General features: G+C 68.8%; 9 protein-coding genes and 1 pseudogene. 7 read left to right on the top strand and 3 right to left on the bottom strand.

The window, feature by feature from the left end:
• The first annotated feature begins 3 nt into the window (after window positions 1-3).
• From mads8 to ACZ6ZP_RS21510, 3 genes and pseudogenes are all read left to right on the top strand, one after another.
• On the top strand, window positions 4-5595 hold the full coding sequence (gene mads8, locus ACZ6ZP_RS21500) for a methylation-associated defense system ATP-binding protein MAD8 (protein WP_469407895.1): 5592 nt from the start codon (window positions 4-6) through the stop codon (window positions 5593-5595).
• A 426-nt stretch (window positions 5596-6021) separates the two neighbouring features.
• Window positions 6022-6195, top strand: a pseudogene (locus tag ACZ6ZP_RS21505) (integrase); the annotation flags it as partial.
• A gap of 633 nt (window positions 6196-6828) precedes the next feature.
• The gene (locus ACZ6ZP_RS21510) at window positions 6829-7206 is read left to right on the top strand and encodes a nuclear transport factor 2 family protein (protein WP_351166839.1); all 378 of its coding nucleotides are present in this window, start codon (window positions 6829-6831) and stop codon (window positions 7204-7206) included.
• Window positions 7207-7368: 162 nt separating this feature from the next.
• On the opposite strand, the gene ACZ6ZP_RS21515 is transcribed toward ACZ6ZP_RS21510, so the two are convergent.
• Both ACZ6ZP_RS21515 and ACZ6ZP_RS21520 read right to left on the bottom strand, forming a co-directional pair.
• The gene (locus ACZ6ZP_RS21515; RefSeq protein ID WP_351166838.1) at window positions 7369-7725 is read right to left on the bottom strand and encodes a hypothetical protein; all 357 of its coding nucleotides are present in this window, start codon (window positions 7723-7725) and stop codon (window positions 7369-7371) included.
• A gap of 400 nt (window positions 7726-8125) precedes the next feature.
• Window positions 8126-8686: an LppU/SCO3897 family protein gene (locus ACZ6ZP_RS21520; RefSeq protein ID WP_361467686.1), complete on the bottom strand. Its 561-nt coding sequence runs from the start codon at window positions 8684-8686 to the stop codon at window positions 8126-8128.
• Window positions 8687-8775: 89 nt separating this feature from the next.
• Here ACZ6ZP_RS21520 and ACZ6ZP_RS21525 point away from each other — a divergent pair, with 89 nt between their 5' ends.
• On the top strand, window positions 8776-9369 hold the full coding sequence (locus ACZ6ZP_RS21525; RefSeq protein WP_351166834.1) for a TetR/AcrR family transcriptional regulator: 594 nt from the start codon (window positions 8776-8778) through the stop codon (window positions 9367-9369).
• A gap of 18 nt (window positions 9370-9387) precedes the next feature.
• On the opposite strand, the gene ACZ6ZP_RS21530 is transcribed toward ACZ6ZP_RS21525, so the two are convergent.
• Window positions 9388-9879, bottom strand: coding sequence for an FxLYD domain-containing protein (locus ACZ6ZP_RS21530; protein ID WP_399975868.1), 492 nt, complete (start codon window positions 9877-9879; stop codon window positions 9388-9390).
• Window positions 9880-10215: 336 nt separating this feature from the next.
• Between ACZ6ZP_RS21530 and ACZ6ZP_RS21535 the strand changes: the two genes are divergently transcribed.
• The 3 genes from ACZ6ZP_RS21535 to ACZ6ZP_RS21545 all read left to right on the top strand — a co-directional run bounded on the left by ACZ6ZP_RS21535 (window position 10216) and on the right by ACZ6ZP_RS21545 (window position 13518).
• Complete coding sequence (locus ACZ6ZP_RS21535; protein WP_351166831.1) at window positions 10216-10614, top strand: hypothetical protein; 399 nt, start codon at window positions 10216-10218, stop codon at window positions 10612-10614.
• Window positions 10615-10712: 98 nt separating this feature from the next.
• Window positions 10713-11474 (top strand): response regulator transcription factor, encoded by a 762-nt coding sequence (locus ACZ6ZP_RS21540; RefSeq protein ID WP_351166829.1) that lies wholly within the window; start codon window positions 10713-10715, stop codon window positions 11472-11474.
• A complete protein-coding gene (locus tag ACZ6ZP_RS21545; protein ID WP_351166827.1) occupies window positions 11464-13518 on the top strand; it encodes a sensor histidine kinase in 2055 nt (684 codons plus the stop codon). Before ACZ6ZP_RS21540 ends, ACZ6ZP_RS21545 begins: the two co-directional genes overlap by 11 nt.
• Window positions 13519-13908: the final 390 nt, after the last annotated feature.

Consider the following 13908-nt stretch of genomic DNA (forward strand, 5'->3'; position numbering starts at 1 on the left):
GGCATGGCACGCGGACTGACCGAGATCACCGAGGCACAGTGGCGGGACGCCCTGGAGCACGCCCTGCTGCCACGGCTGGCGGCCGTGCTGCGCGGCAGGGAGGCTGGGCACTGCATGCGGCTGGGAGACCTTGACACCGATCTCGCCGCACGGCTGGTGCGCGGGCTGCGTGTCCTCGTGCCCGACGCGCAGGTGTTCGTCCTGGGGGGCGGCGACGGCCGTACTCCCGCCGACGTCGCGGTGACCAGCACTAAACTCGTCGAACTGCGCAACCCCGACGAGGACGGCGGACTCCGGCCCCCGTTGCTGGTGTTCGTCCCGCCCGGCACCCGCGCCAGCGCCGAGGACTCCTTCGGTATCGCCACCTTCGAGCAACTGTCCCTGGACGACGTCCACGCGAAGCTCAAGGCGTCACTGCTGCGCGAGTTGCCAGAAGCGCTGCGGCAACCCGTAACCGAACTACTGGACCGCCAGGACCGGATCACGGACGGCGGCGCGGCGGCGGACGACCGGGCCGCCGTACGGTACCTGCTGACGCTGCGGGAGAACGACCACGACCCGGAGGCTGCCGGGGCAGCCGTCCATCTGCTCGGACTGATTCCCGACTTCGGCCTATTCCAGGACATGACGCTGGTGGGCCGCAAGGCGGACCGCAACCGCAGGACCGTCGCCAAGCTCACCGAGGCGACATCCACAGACCGCCAGCGGATCCTGAGCCTCGGGCTGCCGCAGAACTCGCCGGCGGGAGAGGAATTCGTCCGCCGACTGGTGCGGTTCGCCGCCCGCACCGGCCTCGACACCCCGTCCCACTGGTGCCGGGCGATTGCCGTGGATCCGGACAGCTGGCCGCTCGCCTTCCACCACTGGCCGCAGGAGAACGCCCCCGGCGGCGAACAGGTCGGCATCGAGGTCCATGAGCTGACGGTCCTGCCCAAGGCCGGCCAGAACGAGGACGACCTACGTAACCATCCCGCGCTGGAGAGGCTCTTCGGCGGGCAGTATCTGCTGCCCGGCGGGCTCTCCTCGCTCCCCGTCTCCTTCACCGTCGACCCCGATCCCCGCCACATCACGGGCCTTGCGCGCTTCTCCCTCCAGATCCTCAGCGAGAACGAGACCGACGAGGGCCGCGGCGCCAGCACGGTGAGCCCGACCGGCTTCACCGCCATGCTCCCGGTGGCCAAGACCGCCAAGACGGTTTATAAGACGAGCATCAAGCTGAAAAAGGGCCGCAAGGCCGACTGGGAGGAAGGATGGCACTTCGTCAGGGTCACCCCCCTCGACACCAACGGCGATCCCCTGCGGGTGTCCGGCGCCGACAGCACGCACCGGCCGCACGAGAGCGACCGCTTCTACGTCGTCCCTGAGGGCGAGTTCGACGACCCACCCGTCCAGCGCTCCCAGCATGCTCCCGGGCTCGCCCAGGCGATCAACCGGCTGCGTTTCACCGCCCGTGCGGAGGGCCGCGATCCGTGGCGGGTGTCGTGCCGGGAGGTGAGTTGGGGGGCCCGCACGGCCAAGACCCGGCCGCTGCGAGCCCGGTTCGGACCCGCCGGCCCGGTCACCGTCGACCTGCCTACTCCCCTTGCCGAGGCCGAGGAACGCATGCTGACCAGGCCGTACGCCCCGGAAGGACCCCGGCTGAGCGTCGATGCCTCGGGACGGTGGAACCTGAGCGACGACGAGAGCCTGGTTGTCACCCCTGCCGAAGGCAGCGACCTCGACAGCTACCTCCAAGCGCGCGCCACACTGTTCGCGGCGGTACGGGCCGACGCGGACGGCTCAGTACCGCTTGTTGTTGAAGGCACCGACCCCCGCACGGTCCGCAAGGAAGCGGAGAGCTGCGCGGAGGCGTATCTCAGAGCGGTCACTCGATGCGTCCGCGCGTTGGAGAACCCCCGCGGCGGCACTGCAGATCGGGACCGGGACGAACTGGCGCTGTTGCTGCGCACCGACACCGTCGCGGTGGATCTGGCCGACGCGCAGGACGGACTACGTCAGGCGGTGCTCGTCGCCCCCACCCATCCGCTGCGGGTGCTGTGGTGGTGCGGGCAGGCCGCGCTGGCCGACCACTGGCTCGACCGGACCAAGGGTCATGACAAGGACCGAGTACTGGAAACCCTGCACAGCCTCGTCGAACGGCTCGCGCCCCTAGGGTTCCCGCTCGTGGTGCCGCTCACCACGGGCGAACTGACGTTCGCGGCAGGACAGTTCACCGACTACTGGCAGGTCTGCCTGCCCAGTGAGACGGCCGATCCCCGCGGAACGGTCTCGCGACTGGGCTCCGCCCTGGGCGTGAGCGACGGCTCGACAGCCTCCGGCATGATCACCGGGGCCGACCTCGCGGACCGTGTCGAGCGGTATGTGCGCCTTCACCCGTACGCGGACAGCCTCGTCATCAACGCCCTCGGTGTCGGCCGGGGGGAGGTGCTGGGATCCATGCTGACAGAGCTGCAGAGCCGCACGAACTTGGCCCGGCTTCGCTACACCGTCCGCCTCTTCACGGACCATCCCCAGGAGCCGTGGGTGGGCGAGGCGCTCACCGATCTGTTCTCGCCGGGGTCGGGTCCGCGGGCCGCCGTCGCGGAGCCGTTCGGCACACCGGGCGATCCCTTGCGTCCCAAGCTCGCCGTCGTCGTGCGTGATGCCGCGGACCTCCGCACCCGCGCGGCCGATTTCCCCGCCCACCTGAGTATCCTGTTCGACCCCTTCGGCGGTGAGCAGTACGACATCGCGCTCGGCGCCCGTACCTCGGGCCGGGCAGCGGCACACGGTCTCGTACAGGAGCTGACCAGCCACTATGCCGAGGACGAGGAATCGGTGGCGTGGAGCCGTCAGCCCCGCCACGGCGCCACGGACCCTGTGCCCGGCGCCGAGGAGACCGGGGACCTGATGGCGGCGCTGCCCCAAACCCTGTCGGCCGCCGTGGTCGCAGTGACGTCGGGAGAGCCGCGTCCGGGACACCTGCCGCAGATAACGCTGCGTCTGTCGGCCCAGGACAAGGCTCTCCTGCACGACGTGCACCAGACCAGCGACTGGGTCGTCACCGTGGACCGGACCCTCGGAGTGGAGTACTTCGACCACGGGCGGGCGGACCGGCCCGAATACGTCATCGACTACTCGGCGACCGCCCATCCGGGTATGGGCCATCACATCGTGGTCTCGTCGCGATCCGTCGACGAGTTGCGTGCGCTGGTCGGGCCCGTACTCGGCGACAAACAGCTCAGCATCGAACCGCGCCATGTGGCGACGTTCTTCGACCAGCTCAGGGAGCTCTCCGGCAGCTTCGCCTTCAAGCTCGCCGCGCTCGGCAGCAGCAGCCGTACTGAGGTCCTCGGACTGGCGCTCGCCCGGCTGTACCTGGGGTACCAGGGCGTGCTTCACAACCAGATCCTCATCCCGCTCGACGCGCACACCGACCTCTACGGCGAGGCACAGCGCCGCATCGCGGGCGGCGACGGTGCTGTGCGGCTGCACCGGACCGACCTGGCGCTGTTCGACCTGGACGCCGAGCGCAGGGTCGTGGTGTGCCGATTGATCGAGGTCAAGTGCTTCACCGGAGTGGGCGGTCTCGGCGCGTATGACGCCAAGAAGAAACAGATCAGCCAGCAGATCGACAACAGTCAAAAGATCCTGGCCGCACAGTTCGACCCCCTGGTCGAGCGCCCCGACCGTCCCCTGCAGAATCTCACGCTCCGCTCGCTGCTCGGCCACTATCTCGCGCGTGCGAACCGTTACGGCCTCTTCGACGAAAAGGGGTACGACGAGGCGCGGTGGCTCCTCGACCATCTCGACCATGGTTACGCGCTGGAGTTCTCCAAGACCGGTCTCCTCTTCGACCTGGGCGGGGACGGCACGGACATCGAGGGAGAGGGGGGCATCACCTTCCACCGGATCGGCCGCCATCAGGTGACCGAACTACTGGACGCCGTGGAGACGGAGTACCTCGGTGGGCCTGTCCGCAGCGCGCCCCACCTGCTGGCGGAGGCGGAAGTCCCGGGAATCGACCGCGGAGAGTCCACACGGAGTCTGCGTCCACGCGACCGAAGCCGCGAGCTGCCGGAGGAACCGGCTCCGCTCAGCGCTGTGCTGGACGAGGAGGTCGTACCGGCGGCGGCCGACAGCGAAGGCACGGCGGGGAAGGCCGCCGAAGAGGCCGCGGGAGCTGTGGGAGAGATAGGGGGAGAACCAGTGAGCCCTGCCTCTGCCTCGCAGCAGGCCTCCGAAGACTCCGTCGATACGGAGCGGGCGCCGGGACCGGCGGATGCCGCAGCTGCGGGGGTGGACGGCGAGAGCGCCGGTAATGCGGCGGAGGCGGAGGGCCCTGCGCCGGACCGCGAACCGGAGACCCCTGCACGCCCGCCGGCCGTTGTGTCCCTGGCGGACCCGCGGACCAGCCCCCCGGTCCCGGACGTCTTCCTCGGAGTGTCGAAACCGACCGCGCAATACGGTCTGCTCGGTATGAGCGCGGGCCGGAAGGTCGCCCTCGACCTCAACGAGACCCACACCATCAGCCTGTTCGGTGTGCAGGGCGGAGGGAAGAGCTACACCCTCGGATCGATTCTGGAGATGGCGAGCTTGCCCGCCGCCGGCGTCAACCATCTTTCGCACCCGTTGGCCAGCATCGTCTTCCACTACAGCGACACACAGGACTACGCGCCCGAGTTCACCAGCATGACCAGGCCCAACAGCGACCAGGACCAGCTGGCCTCCCTCCGGGAACGCTACGGAGCCGAGCCTGCGGCGCTGTCCGACGTCCTGCTGCTGGCTCCCGCCGACCGGGTGGACGAGCGCAGGCGTGACTATCCGGACCTCGACGTACAGGCGCTGACGTTCTCCTCGTCCGAGCTGAAGGCCGCGCACTGGCGGTTCCTGATGGGTGCCGTCGGCAACCAGGCCCTCTACATCCGCCAGCTCGGAAGAATCATGAAGGCCAACCGTGACGATCTGACGCTGGACACGATCCGGCTCGGCGTCGAGCAGTCCTCCCTGTCCGACGCGCTCAAGCAACTGGCCTATGACCGACTGGATCTGGCCGCCGAGTACATCGACGACGATGCGCGGCTCCAGGATCTGGTACGGCCCGGACGCCTGATCATCGTGGATCTGCGGGATGACTACATCGGGGAGGATGAGGCGCTGGGTCTGTTCGTTGTCCTCATGCAGTTGTTTGCCGACGCTCGGCACGAGGGACAGCCGTTCAATAAACTTGTCGTGTTCGACGAGGCCCACAAGTACATCCGGAGCCCCGACCTTGTCGACGGACTGGTGTCCAGCGTCCGTGAAATGCGGCACAAGGGCATGTCCATTCTCGTGGCAAGCCAGGATCCGCCGTCGGTGCCGATTTCACTGATCGAGCTCTCCAACCACATGGTGCTGCACAAGTTCACCTCACCTGCGTGGCTGAAGCACTTGCAGAAGGCGAACGCAGCTCTGTCGGCTCTGACCGCGGAGAAGATGGCGTCGCTGAACCCCGGTGAGGCCTTTGTGTGGTCGGGCAAGGCCACGGACGAGGCATTTGTTCGAGGCGCCGTGAAGCTCCAGTGCCGCCCACGAGTCACCAGGCACGGGGGTGCGACCAGGACCGCCATCGGATGACGTGATCGCATGCGGTTGTGCGACGACCATCACGCCCCACAGGGCGTGAGAAGGCCGCACGAAGATCGACACCTATCTCCGCCGCCTTCGCAACGGCCTCGGCTGACCGATCGGGAACGCTGCCCGGCATCCGGCGGCGGGGCTACATGGGTGAGATTCTGGCGGGGGCTTCGCCGAGGATCGTCACATGGGGCTGGTGCCGTCACCGATCTTGCTTGAGGGGGTCAGGACACTGGCGATCAAGGTCACTCGTACGAGTGAATCGGTCGGCCCAGTCCAGGGAGGTTCTCTTCGTGCACGTCTGTAACGCTGGACACCAGCCCGGGGACGGAAGGCGCCTTGATGTCACCCCGGCGACGTTAGGAGAGCGCGGTGGCTGAGGAACCCGGAATAGTTGGTGGTGCGGCCCTTACTCGCAGGTACTTGATGGCATTACCACCCACGGTGAGCTTGCAGACGGCCAACGGAGTTCTTTCGCTGGGGAGAAGCACCGGCTACGGTCTGGCGAAGCGTGGCGAGTATCCGTGCAAGGTACTGAAGCTGGGTAACGCCTACCGGGTAGTGACCGCCGCCCTGCAGCGTCTCCTGGCCCTCGATGCCCCGACGGAGGAGCTAGTGCCCGCGACGCCCCCACGGGTCCAGTCGAGCACCTCCACAGGTGGGGAAGTGAGACGGGACTGCTGTTGCCGTTGTCGGTGTTGGGCCCCGCAAGTTTTGCAGGCAGGACGCTGAGCGAGGCCCAACCCTCGCTTTGTAAGGTTGTCACAGTCGGCGCGACGGGGGCATGAAGGCGGCACCGCTCGTGGCCGTAGCCTCAGCGGTGGCCGCTCGGTGACCGGACGCCTCCGGACTCTGTCCTACGAGGCGGCATAAAATAACAGGCTGTACCTGCCCTGACCGGGCGTAATGGCATTCATTAACATGACACGGGCCTGGGCAACACGACCGCTCTCGGTCTCGTAATGCGTAGGTCTCGGGTTCGAATCCCGAAGGCGGCTCTGTGGAAGCCTCAGGACTCACTCGCCGTGACCTGGGGCTTTTGCTTTTGACGGATGCGGCGACGGCGCTGGGCACGAGCCGCGCGAGTGCCGCCGGTCGTCGATCCCGGTTTCCTCGAGCAGCTCCTTGAACTCTTCGTAGTCGGCGCGAGGGTCGAGGGGGCGTCCGTCCGGCCGTGAGAAGACGGCCTCACGGGGCGAGCGCGGTTCGGAGGGCGACTGGTATTACTGGTGCATGCAGGAAGAGACCGCGCGATCCGCGATCGACACGTTCATCTCCGCGTTCAACGCCTCGGACGACAGCTATGTGACTGGGCTGCTCTCCCAGGCCCTAACCTCTGACGTGGTCTTCTGGGGACCGTTGGGCCGTAGTGAGGGGATCGAGGCGGTCGAGCGGTTCGTGCTGGACATCCGGCGCCACCCCGCGGGGACCGGCACGATGGTGCGCTGTTCGGCGGTGGACATGCCGGACGAGTGGGCCCGGTACCAGTGGGTCTTCACGACGCCGGATGGCGGCCCCCGCCTGGCGGGTACGGACGTCGTCCATCTGCGGCGGAGCCTCATCGACCAGGTCATCGTCTTCGCGGGGGAGATCGAGCCGTCCGCCTCCTGAGTTGAGACCGGGCGGCGTCGGCGAACCTGGCGGCGTCGTCCCAGGCGCCGCCACCGCCAGTGCCAAGCGCCACGTCAGGCGCACTGCACCCTTACGAGCAGCCCGGCGCCCTGGTCCGGCCGAGTGCTGGACCAGGGCGCCGAGAGTGCACAGCCGTCGGACTTACAGGTACTCAAGCAGCCAGCTGACCGGAGCGTCGTCCACCGAGTCCGTGCCGCTGGTCTTCACACGCCCAATGCTGATCTTCTGGGCGCCCGCGGGGAGCTTCTCGGCGAGGCGTCCACTGGCCGCCTTGATGTCCCAGTTCTTGACGAGGGCCCAGATCTTGCCGTCATGGACAGCCACCCGAAGCCGCACATCCGCCCAGTCGGAGCCGAAGCTCAACCAGGCGTCCCCCCAGGTATTCGCCTGGTTGGCGGCCGGGACAGCCAGGGTGACGGTGTGCTTGTAGTGGATGAGTCCACCGTCTTCGTTGAACGCGAAGCCGTGCGGGATCTCGCCGGTCTGGAAGTTGGGCATCTGTTCTCCTTGTCTGTCCGGCGATCGGCACCGCTCGGGGAGCGGCGCCGGACACCGGAGGATCGGAGGTGCGCCTGTGATCAACGTGCGCCTCCCATCATCGGGCTGCCGATGACGACGTGGATGGCTTAGACGCTTTTCTGCTGAAAAACTGGCGCAAAGCCGCGTCGGGGCACGAAGTGGGCGCCGTCGAACCTGTGGTGACCGTGCAAGCCGGAGACTCCGTGTCGCGGGGTGGTCTGCGCGGGCTCAGTTGTGGTCTCGGTTGGCCCGCCATCCGCAGTGGTGCAGATCCGTCCGAGGGCGTCCAGTGACCTAACTGACCTGGGCTTTCGTGGGCTCGGTGGATGGTCCCGGATGGCACAGGAACAAGATCGGACAAACGCGTGATGCGCAGGAGTCAGCGGGCGTAGGAGCCCAGGCCCACCAGGCAGTAGACGTACTCGTTGATCGTGGAGCCGTTGAGGGTGTAGCGGTAGGAGAAGGCGTACTGCGTCTTCGGGTTGTCGTTGCAGCGGCTCATTTCTGAGGTCATGGGGATCGTCTGGATCACCTTGTAGTGGGCGTCGGTTGCCGAGCAGGACACCTCTTCTACGTCGTTGACCTCTTGCGCCGTGGTGGAGTCCGGGAGTGTGCCGTTGAGGCAGGTGCCCGACTCGAAGGGGGTGGGGGGCTCGCTCGTGGGCGTGGCGATCGGGGCTGTCGCTGTGGCGTAGGGGTCGTCTGTGGCCTGGTCGGCCGTGGGTGGGGCGGCTGTGTACGGCGTGCTTGTCGAGGGGGTGTACGACTCCTGGCTTGTCGTGGGGGCTGGCGCGGCGCTGTCGTTGTCGTCGTCGCCCTGGTTCAGCAGCAGGATGACCACGAGCACGGCGCCGATGGCGCCGAGTGATGCCAGGCAGCCGCGGGCGGTGGAGCCGGGTGCGGGGCCGGGGCGTGGCGTGGGCGGTATGGGTTCGGGCACGCGGTCAGTATGGTTCAGGGGGTTGTTTTCGTGGAGTGGTTTTCTAGAAAATCGCTCTAGAAGTGATGTGCTCTAGGCTGGGTGACACCATGAGCCCCAAGCAGCAACGCGGTGAAGAGACCGCCGACCGACTCCTGGATGCCGCGCTCCGGGTGTACGCCGAATCCGGAGAGCAGGGCGTCACCGTCGGTGCGCTCACGAAGGCCAGCGGTGTCAGTCTCGGCAGCCTCTACCACCACTTCGGCAGCGTCGACGGGCTCATGAACGCCCTGCTGTTGCGCTGGCTGGGGCGTCTTCTTGCCGAGCTCGGCGCTTCCGTGGAGCGGTCTCGTACGGCTCGGACCGGTGTCCGTGCCCTTGTGCGGGCCTATCTGAAGTTCATCAAGGAGAACCCGGACGCCGCCCGGCTCCTGCACTCCTCGTACGCCGATCGGCTGGGGATGGCGCAGGCCAGGCAGCTTCGTGACGCTCAGGAGGCGCGGCTGTCTCCCATGACCGAGTGGATGCAGCGGCATGTTGACTCGGGTGAGGTCGCTGACTTGCCCATGTCCTTGATCGAGGGGCTTGTTCTGGGGCCCGTCGTCGCCACCGCGCGGCGCTGGCTCGCCGGCTTCGACGACGTCGATCTCGATCAGGCCGCGCGGGTGCTGCCCGAGCGGATCTGGCGGTCGCTCGTTCCTTGAGTGGGCGGCCTGCGAATTTCAGTGGCGTAGTGCCTTGCCGATCTCTGCCTTGGGTGTGCCGTCGAGGGAGCGGTTGCTGCGGGCCGTGCCGGACTTCGACTGGGCGGCTTCCACGTCGGTGATGTTGAGGACGGCCGTGTCGAGGAGGTTGCCGTCCTTGTCGCGGAAGTTGACGGAGACGGTGTAGTCCGCCTTCTTGTCCGTGGCGTTGGTGGCCGTGATCTTGGCTGTGGTCCGGCTGTCCTCGGATTTGGTGGGGCCGTCTACCTTCACGTCCGCCTTCGCGTCCACGCCGTCCTTCACTTCAGCCATCTTGGAGGCGGCCGCTTCCGTGGCGGACGAGACGGCTTCGCCCGCCTTGGCGGTGGCGGAGGCGGCCCTGTCCTTGGCCTTGTCCACGTCGCTCTCCGAGCAGGCGGTGGTGGTGAGGGCCAGGAGCGCGGTGACGGCTGCGGCGGTGGCCAGGCGGGCACGGGTGCGGATGCGGATGCGGGTGCGGGTGCGGTTCATGCGGACCACCTTCGGGGTGGTGGGGCGTGTGCGCGAGGTGGGGCGGCCGTATGGGTGCGGGTTCGCGGGGCGGGTCGTCGGTAGGTGTGGGGCGTCGGTGGGTGCGGGTCGTCGGTGCTGGCCGTCTGTGGGTGCGGTGCCGCGCCGGTATGTCCGTCCTCGCTGTCGTTCGGTGGCCGCCTTGGTGCTTCGGCGCCGGAGCGCCGGGAACCGTGCTCCGGGCGGACAGACCGGCGCGTCCCCTCGCGTCTCGCTGCCGGCTGCGGCCCGTCGGTCGTCGCTGTGGGTACTCCGGGGGGCTCCCGGTCCCGCTCGACGCAGTGCGAAGATGCCGCGATGAGTGCTGACGGTGTTGCCGCCTACGTTCGTTACGAGTCGCCCGTGCGTCATCCGCGGGGGCACTTCCCCGGGGTCTTCGTGCTGGTCAACGGGCTCGCCAAGGAAGGGAAGTTGACGCCGGAGCAGGAGAGGTTCCGGCGGGTCAACAACGACTGGTACGACGCCGCGTATCCGATCCCCTCGAAGGTCGACCCCAGCGTCTACGACCGCGATGCCATGCCCGGCGCCATGGCCTGGTTCAAGGTCACCGCCACGCATCTCATCGAGCGCGTACCCGGGTATCTGGAGATTCTGGACGCGCACGGCATCGAGTGCCGGGTCGTGCGGTCCTCGGATCCCGGGCGGATCGTCTACGAGGACGAGTTCCAGGTCGTGGTCATGCCGTACGAGGCGTAGGCGCACGCCGCCGGAGTCCGGCGGGGAGTTATGAGGATCCTGTCAGGCCGCTGTCCGGATTCCGTCAGGCCCGTGACGCCCCGCCTATGCTCCACACCATGTGCGCTTTTGTCCTGGTCGCGGAGGACGACGAGAAACAGGCCGAGCTGGTCCGCCGCTATCTGGAGCGCGAGGGCCACACGGTCGCCGTCGTCCACGACGGGCGCGCCGCGATCGACGAGGTGCGGCGCAGGCCGCCGGATCTGCTCGTGCTCGACGTGATGATGCCGCGGGTCGACGGGCTCGGTGTCACGCGTGTCCTGCGGGGCGGGAGGGGGCCGGAGGTCGGGATTCCGATCTTGATGTTGACCGCCCGTACCACCGAGGACGATCTGTTGCTCGGGCTCGATCTGGGGGCCGACGACTATTTGACGAAGCCCTACAGTCCGCGCGAATTGATGGCCCGTGTCCGCACGCTGCTGCGGCGTTCCCAGGGCACTCATCATCCGGTCGTCGAGGGGGCCGACGCCGTCTCGCGTGTGCTGCGGGTCGGTGGGCTCTCCGTTGATCCCGTGCGGCACGAGGTGACCGTCGACGGGCGGCTCGTCGAGTGCACGCCGGGGGAGTTCGAACTGCTCGCGGCGCTGGCCGCGGAGCCCGAGCGGGTGTTCACGCGGCCTCAGCTGCTGGACCGTATCCACGGGTCGTCCGGATACATATCGGTGCGCACCGTCGACGTACACGTACTGAATCTGCGCAAGAAGATCGAGGTCGATCCGCGCAGACCCTGCCATCTGGTGACCGTCTTCGGCGTCGGGTACAAGCTCACGGGTGCGGCCTTCGGCGCGGCTCTAGGGGCGGCGGCGCGTCGTGGCGCGTGACATACCGTTCCGCAAGAGCCTGCTGCCCCGGCTGCTTGCGGTCTCCGTGCTCGTCTCCGTCGTCTCGATCGCCGCCACCGCCTGGCTCGCCGCGCAGACCACCTCCGGCGCGATCCGGCAGGAGCAGGGGCAGGTGCTCGCCGATGACGCGCGTGTCTACGACGAACTGCTCGGTCTCGGGGCCGGTGCGCCCGGGTGGCGGGGTGCCGAGAAGACCGTGCGGGAGCTGTCCCGGCAGACCGGGCGGCGCATCGCCCTGACCACCCAGAACCGTGTCGTCATCGCCGACTCGCGGAGCAAGGGCGGCAAGGGCGGCAAGGGCGCGGCCGGTGTCGAGCTGCCGTCCAAGGCCTCCGCCGTCGTCGATCCGCTCGCCGTCGACGGGGCGCTGACCGCCGGTGCGGGGAACGCGGACGCGGCGGGCGGCGGCCAGGACCGCATCGATCCGCGCGCTGTCGGGCCCTTCCGGCTGCCGGGGGCGGAGCGGAAGGAGCTGGCGAAGGTGGCGGCGAGTGTCGTGGGCTGCATGCACGACCTCGGGGTTTCCGCGCGGGCCGTCCAGGGGCCCAGCGGGCGGCCGCGGGTCGAGGCGCCCAACGACCCGTCCCAGTACCTCGACTCCACCTGCCGTGACTACCGTCTCGACATGCCCACCCGTACGGAGAGCAAGGCGCTCGACCGTCTCAACGAGCTGACCAACGCGTGCCTGCGGCGCGGTGACGCCCCGCCCGTCAAGGTCGGGCTCGATCTGACGTGGTGGCAGTCGGTGGGCGAGTTCGACCGGCGATCCGGGCGCTACATCCCCACCGAGACCGAGGCGCCCACCGAGGCGGAGACGCCCACGCCCACGGAGCCGGATGCCGGGACGGGCCCCGCCGAGCCGGGTGCTCCTCCCGAGGGTGGGCGTACGCCCACCAGTACCCCCGCGGAATCGCCGGCCCCCGAGCCGTCGGGCGGTGTCAGCCGCGTCGACAGCAAGTTCGACACCAAGACCGCGGCCTGCGTGGGCAGCGCCCGGCGCGAGCAGCTCGGTTCGTACGTCTCCGCGCCCGCGCTCCTCTTCGTCACCAGCTCCGACGGTTCGCGCAGCGCGGCGGCCCGCGCGGGCGAGAACTCGGGGTTCAGCCTCTCCGGGGCCAACACCACCCGGCTCGCGGGCCTCTCGGCGGCCATCCTCGCGGTGACGGTCGCCGTGACCGCCTTCGCAGCGACCCGGCTGACCCGGCCGCTGCGGGCGCTGACCGCCGCGACCCAGCGGATGAAGACGGGCGAGGCGGCCGAACCCGTCACCGCGCGCTCGGCGGGATCGGCGGGGGAGATCCGCCAGCTCGCCGACGCCTTCAACGACATGGCCGCCCACCGCAAGGCCCTTGAGGACCAGCGCCAGGCCATGGTGAGCGACGTCGCGCACGAGCTGCGTACGCCGCTGTCGAACATCCGCGGCTGGCTGGAGGCGGCCGAGGACGGCGTGGTCGCCACCGATCCGGAGCTCGTCTCCTCGCTCCTGGAAGAGGCGCTGCTGCTCCAGCACATCGTCAACGACCTGCAGGATCTTGCCGCCGCCGACGCCGGTACGCTCCGGCTGCACCGCGAGCCCGTGCACGCGTCCGACGTCGTGGACCAGGTCGCGGCGGCGCACCAGCAGGGCGCCGAAGCGGCGGGCGTACGGCTGAGCGCGACGACGCTCGGCGACCCCTGCTTCACGGCCGATCCGCTCCGGCTGCGGCAGGCCATCGGGAACCTGGTGTCCAACGCGATCCGGCACACCCCGGAGGGCGGCAGTGTCACGATCAGCTGCCGCGCCACGCTCGACGCGGTGGTGGTGGAGGTCGCCGACACCGGTACCGGCATCGCCCCCGACGACCTGCCGCACGTCTTCGACCGCTTCTGGCGCGCGGACAAGTCGCGTACGCGGGCGACGGGTGGCAGCGGGCTCGGCCTCGCGATCGTGCGGCAGCTGGTGGAGGGGCACGGCGGGACCGTGACGGCCCGGAGCACGCCGGGGGAGGGGGCGGTGTTCACGGTGCGGGTGCCGTCGGAATGACGGACGCTGTGGGTGTTACCGGTGGATACCACGTCGGGGCGTCAGGGCGGGGCTCGTCCACGTGAGCGAATGGTGGGCGATCGGTGAGCACCTGGTGTCGGAATCCGGACTACGGCGCCGGTGACCGGCAGCGGCCGGGGTCCGCGGACCGGTGCCTCTCGCGTGGGCACGGCGACTCGCTCGCGACTGACCCGATTCCGCGAGCACCTCAACTTCTCCTCCCCGTAAGGAAGTTGAGGATGCCTCGCAGGAACTGATCGGGCCCGGCCGCAACGGTGACACTCCCCCGAGTTACGCGCTTGGCGCGAGTACCGGCGGGGCCGGGCCCGATGTCTTCATCCCATCAGGGGCCGCCAACCGATCGCTAACATGTGGCCAACGGTTGGCGGG

The organism is Streptomyces sp. NPDC054047 (assembly GCF_055585065.1).

Bases quoted from the DNA above. Each gene is read 5' to 3' on its own strand.
- ACZ6ZP_RS21515 (WP_351166838.1), bottom strand. From the start codon at position 7,725: ATGCCCAACTTCCAGACCGGCGAGATCCCGCACGGCTTCGCGTTCAAC.
- ACZ6ZP_RS21530 (WP_399975868.1), bottom strand. From the start codon at position 9,879: ATGAACCGCACCCGCACCCGCATCCGCATCCGCACCCGTGCCCGCCTG.
- ACZ6ZP_RS21525 (WP_351166834.1), top strand. From the start codon at position 8,776: ATGAGCCCCAAGCAGCAACGCGGTGAAGAGACCGCCGACCGACTCCTG.
- ACZ6ZP_RS21510 (WP_351166839.1), top strand. From the start codon at position 6,829: ATGCAGGAAGAGACCGCGCGATCCGCGATCGACACGTTCATCTCCGCG.
- ACZ6ZP_RS21535 (WP_351166831.1), top strand. From the start codon at position 10,216: ATGAGTGCTGACGGTGTTGCCGCCTACGTTCGTTACGAGTCGCCCGTG.
- mads8 (WP_469407895.1), top strand. From the start codon at position 4: ATGGCACGCGGACTGACCGAGATCACCGAGGCACAGTGGCGGGACGCC.
- ACZ6ZP_RS21540 (WP_351166829.1), top strand. From the start codon at position 10,713: ATGTGCGCTTTTGTCCTGGTCGCGGAGGACGACGAGAAACAGGCCGAG.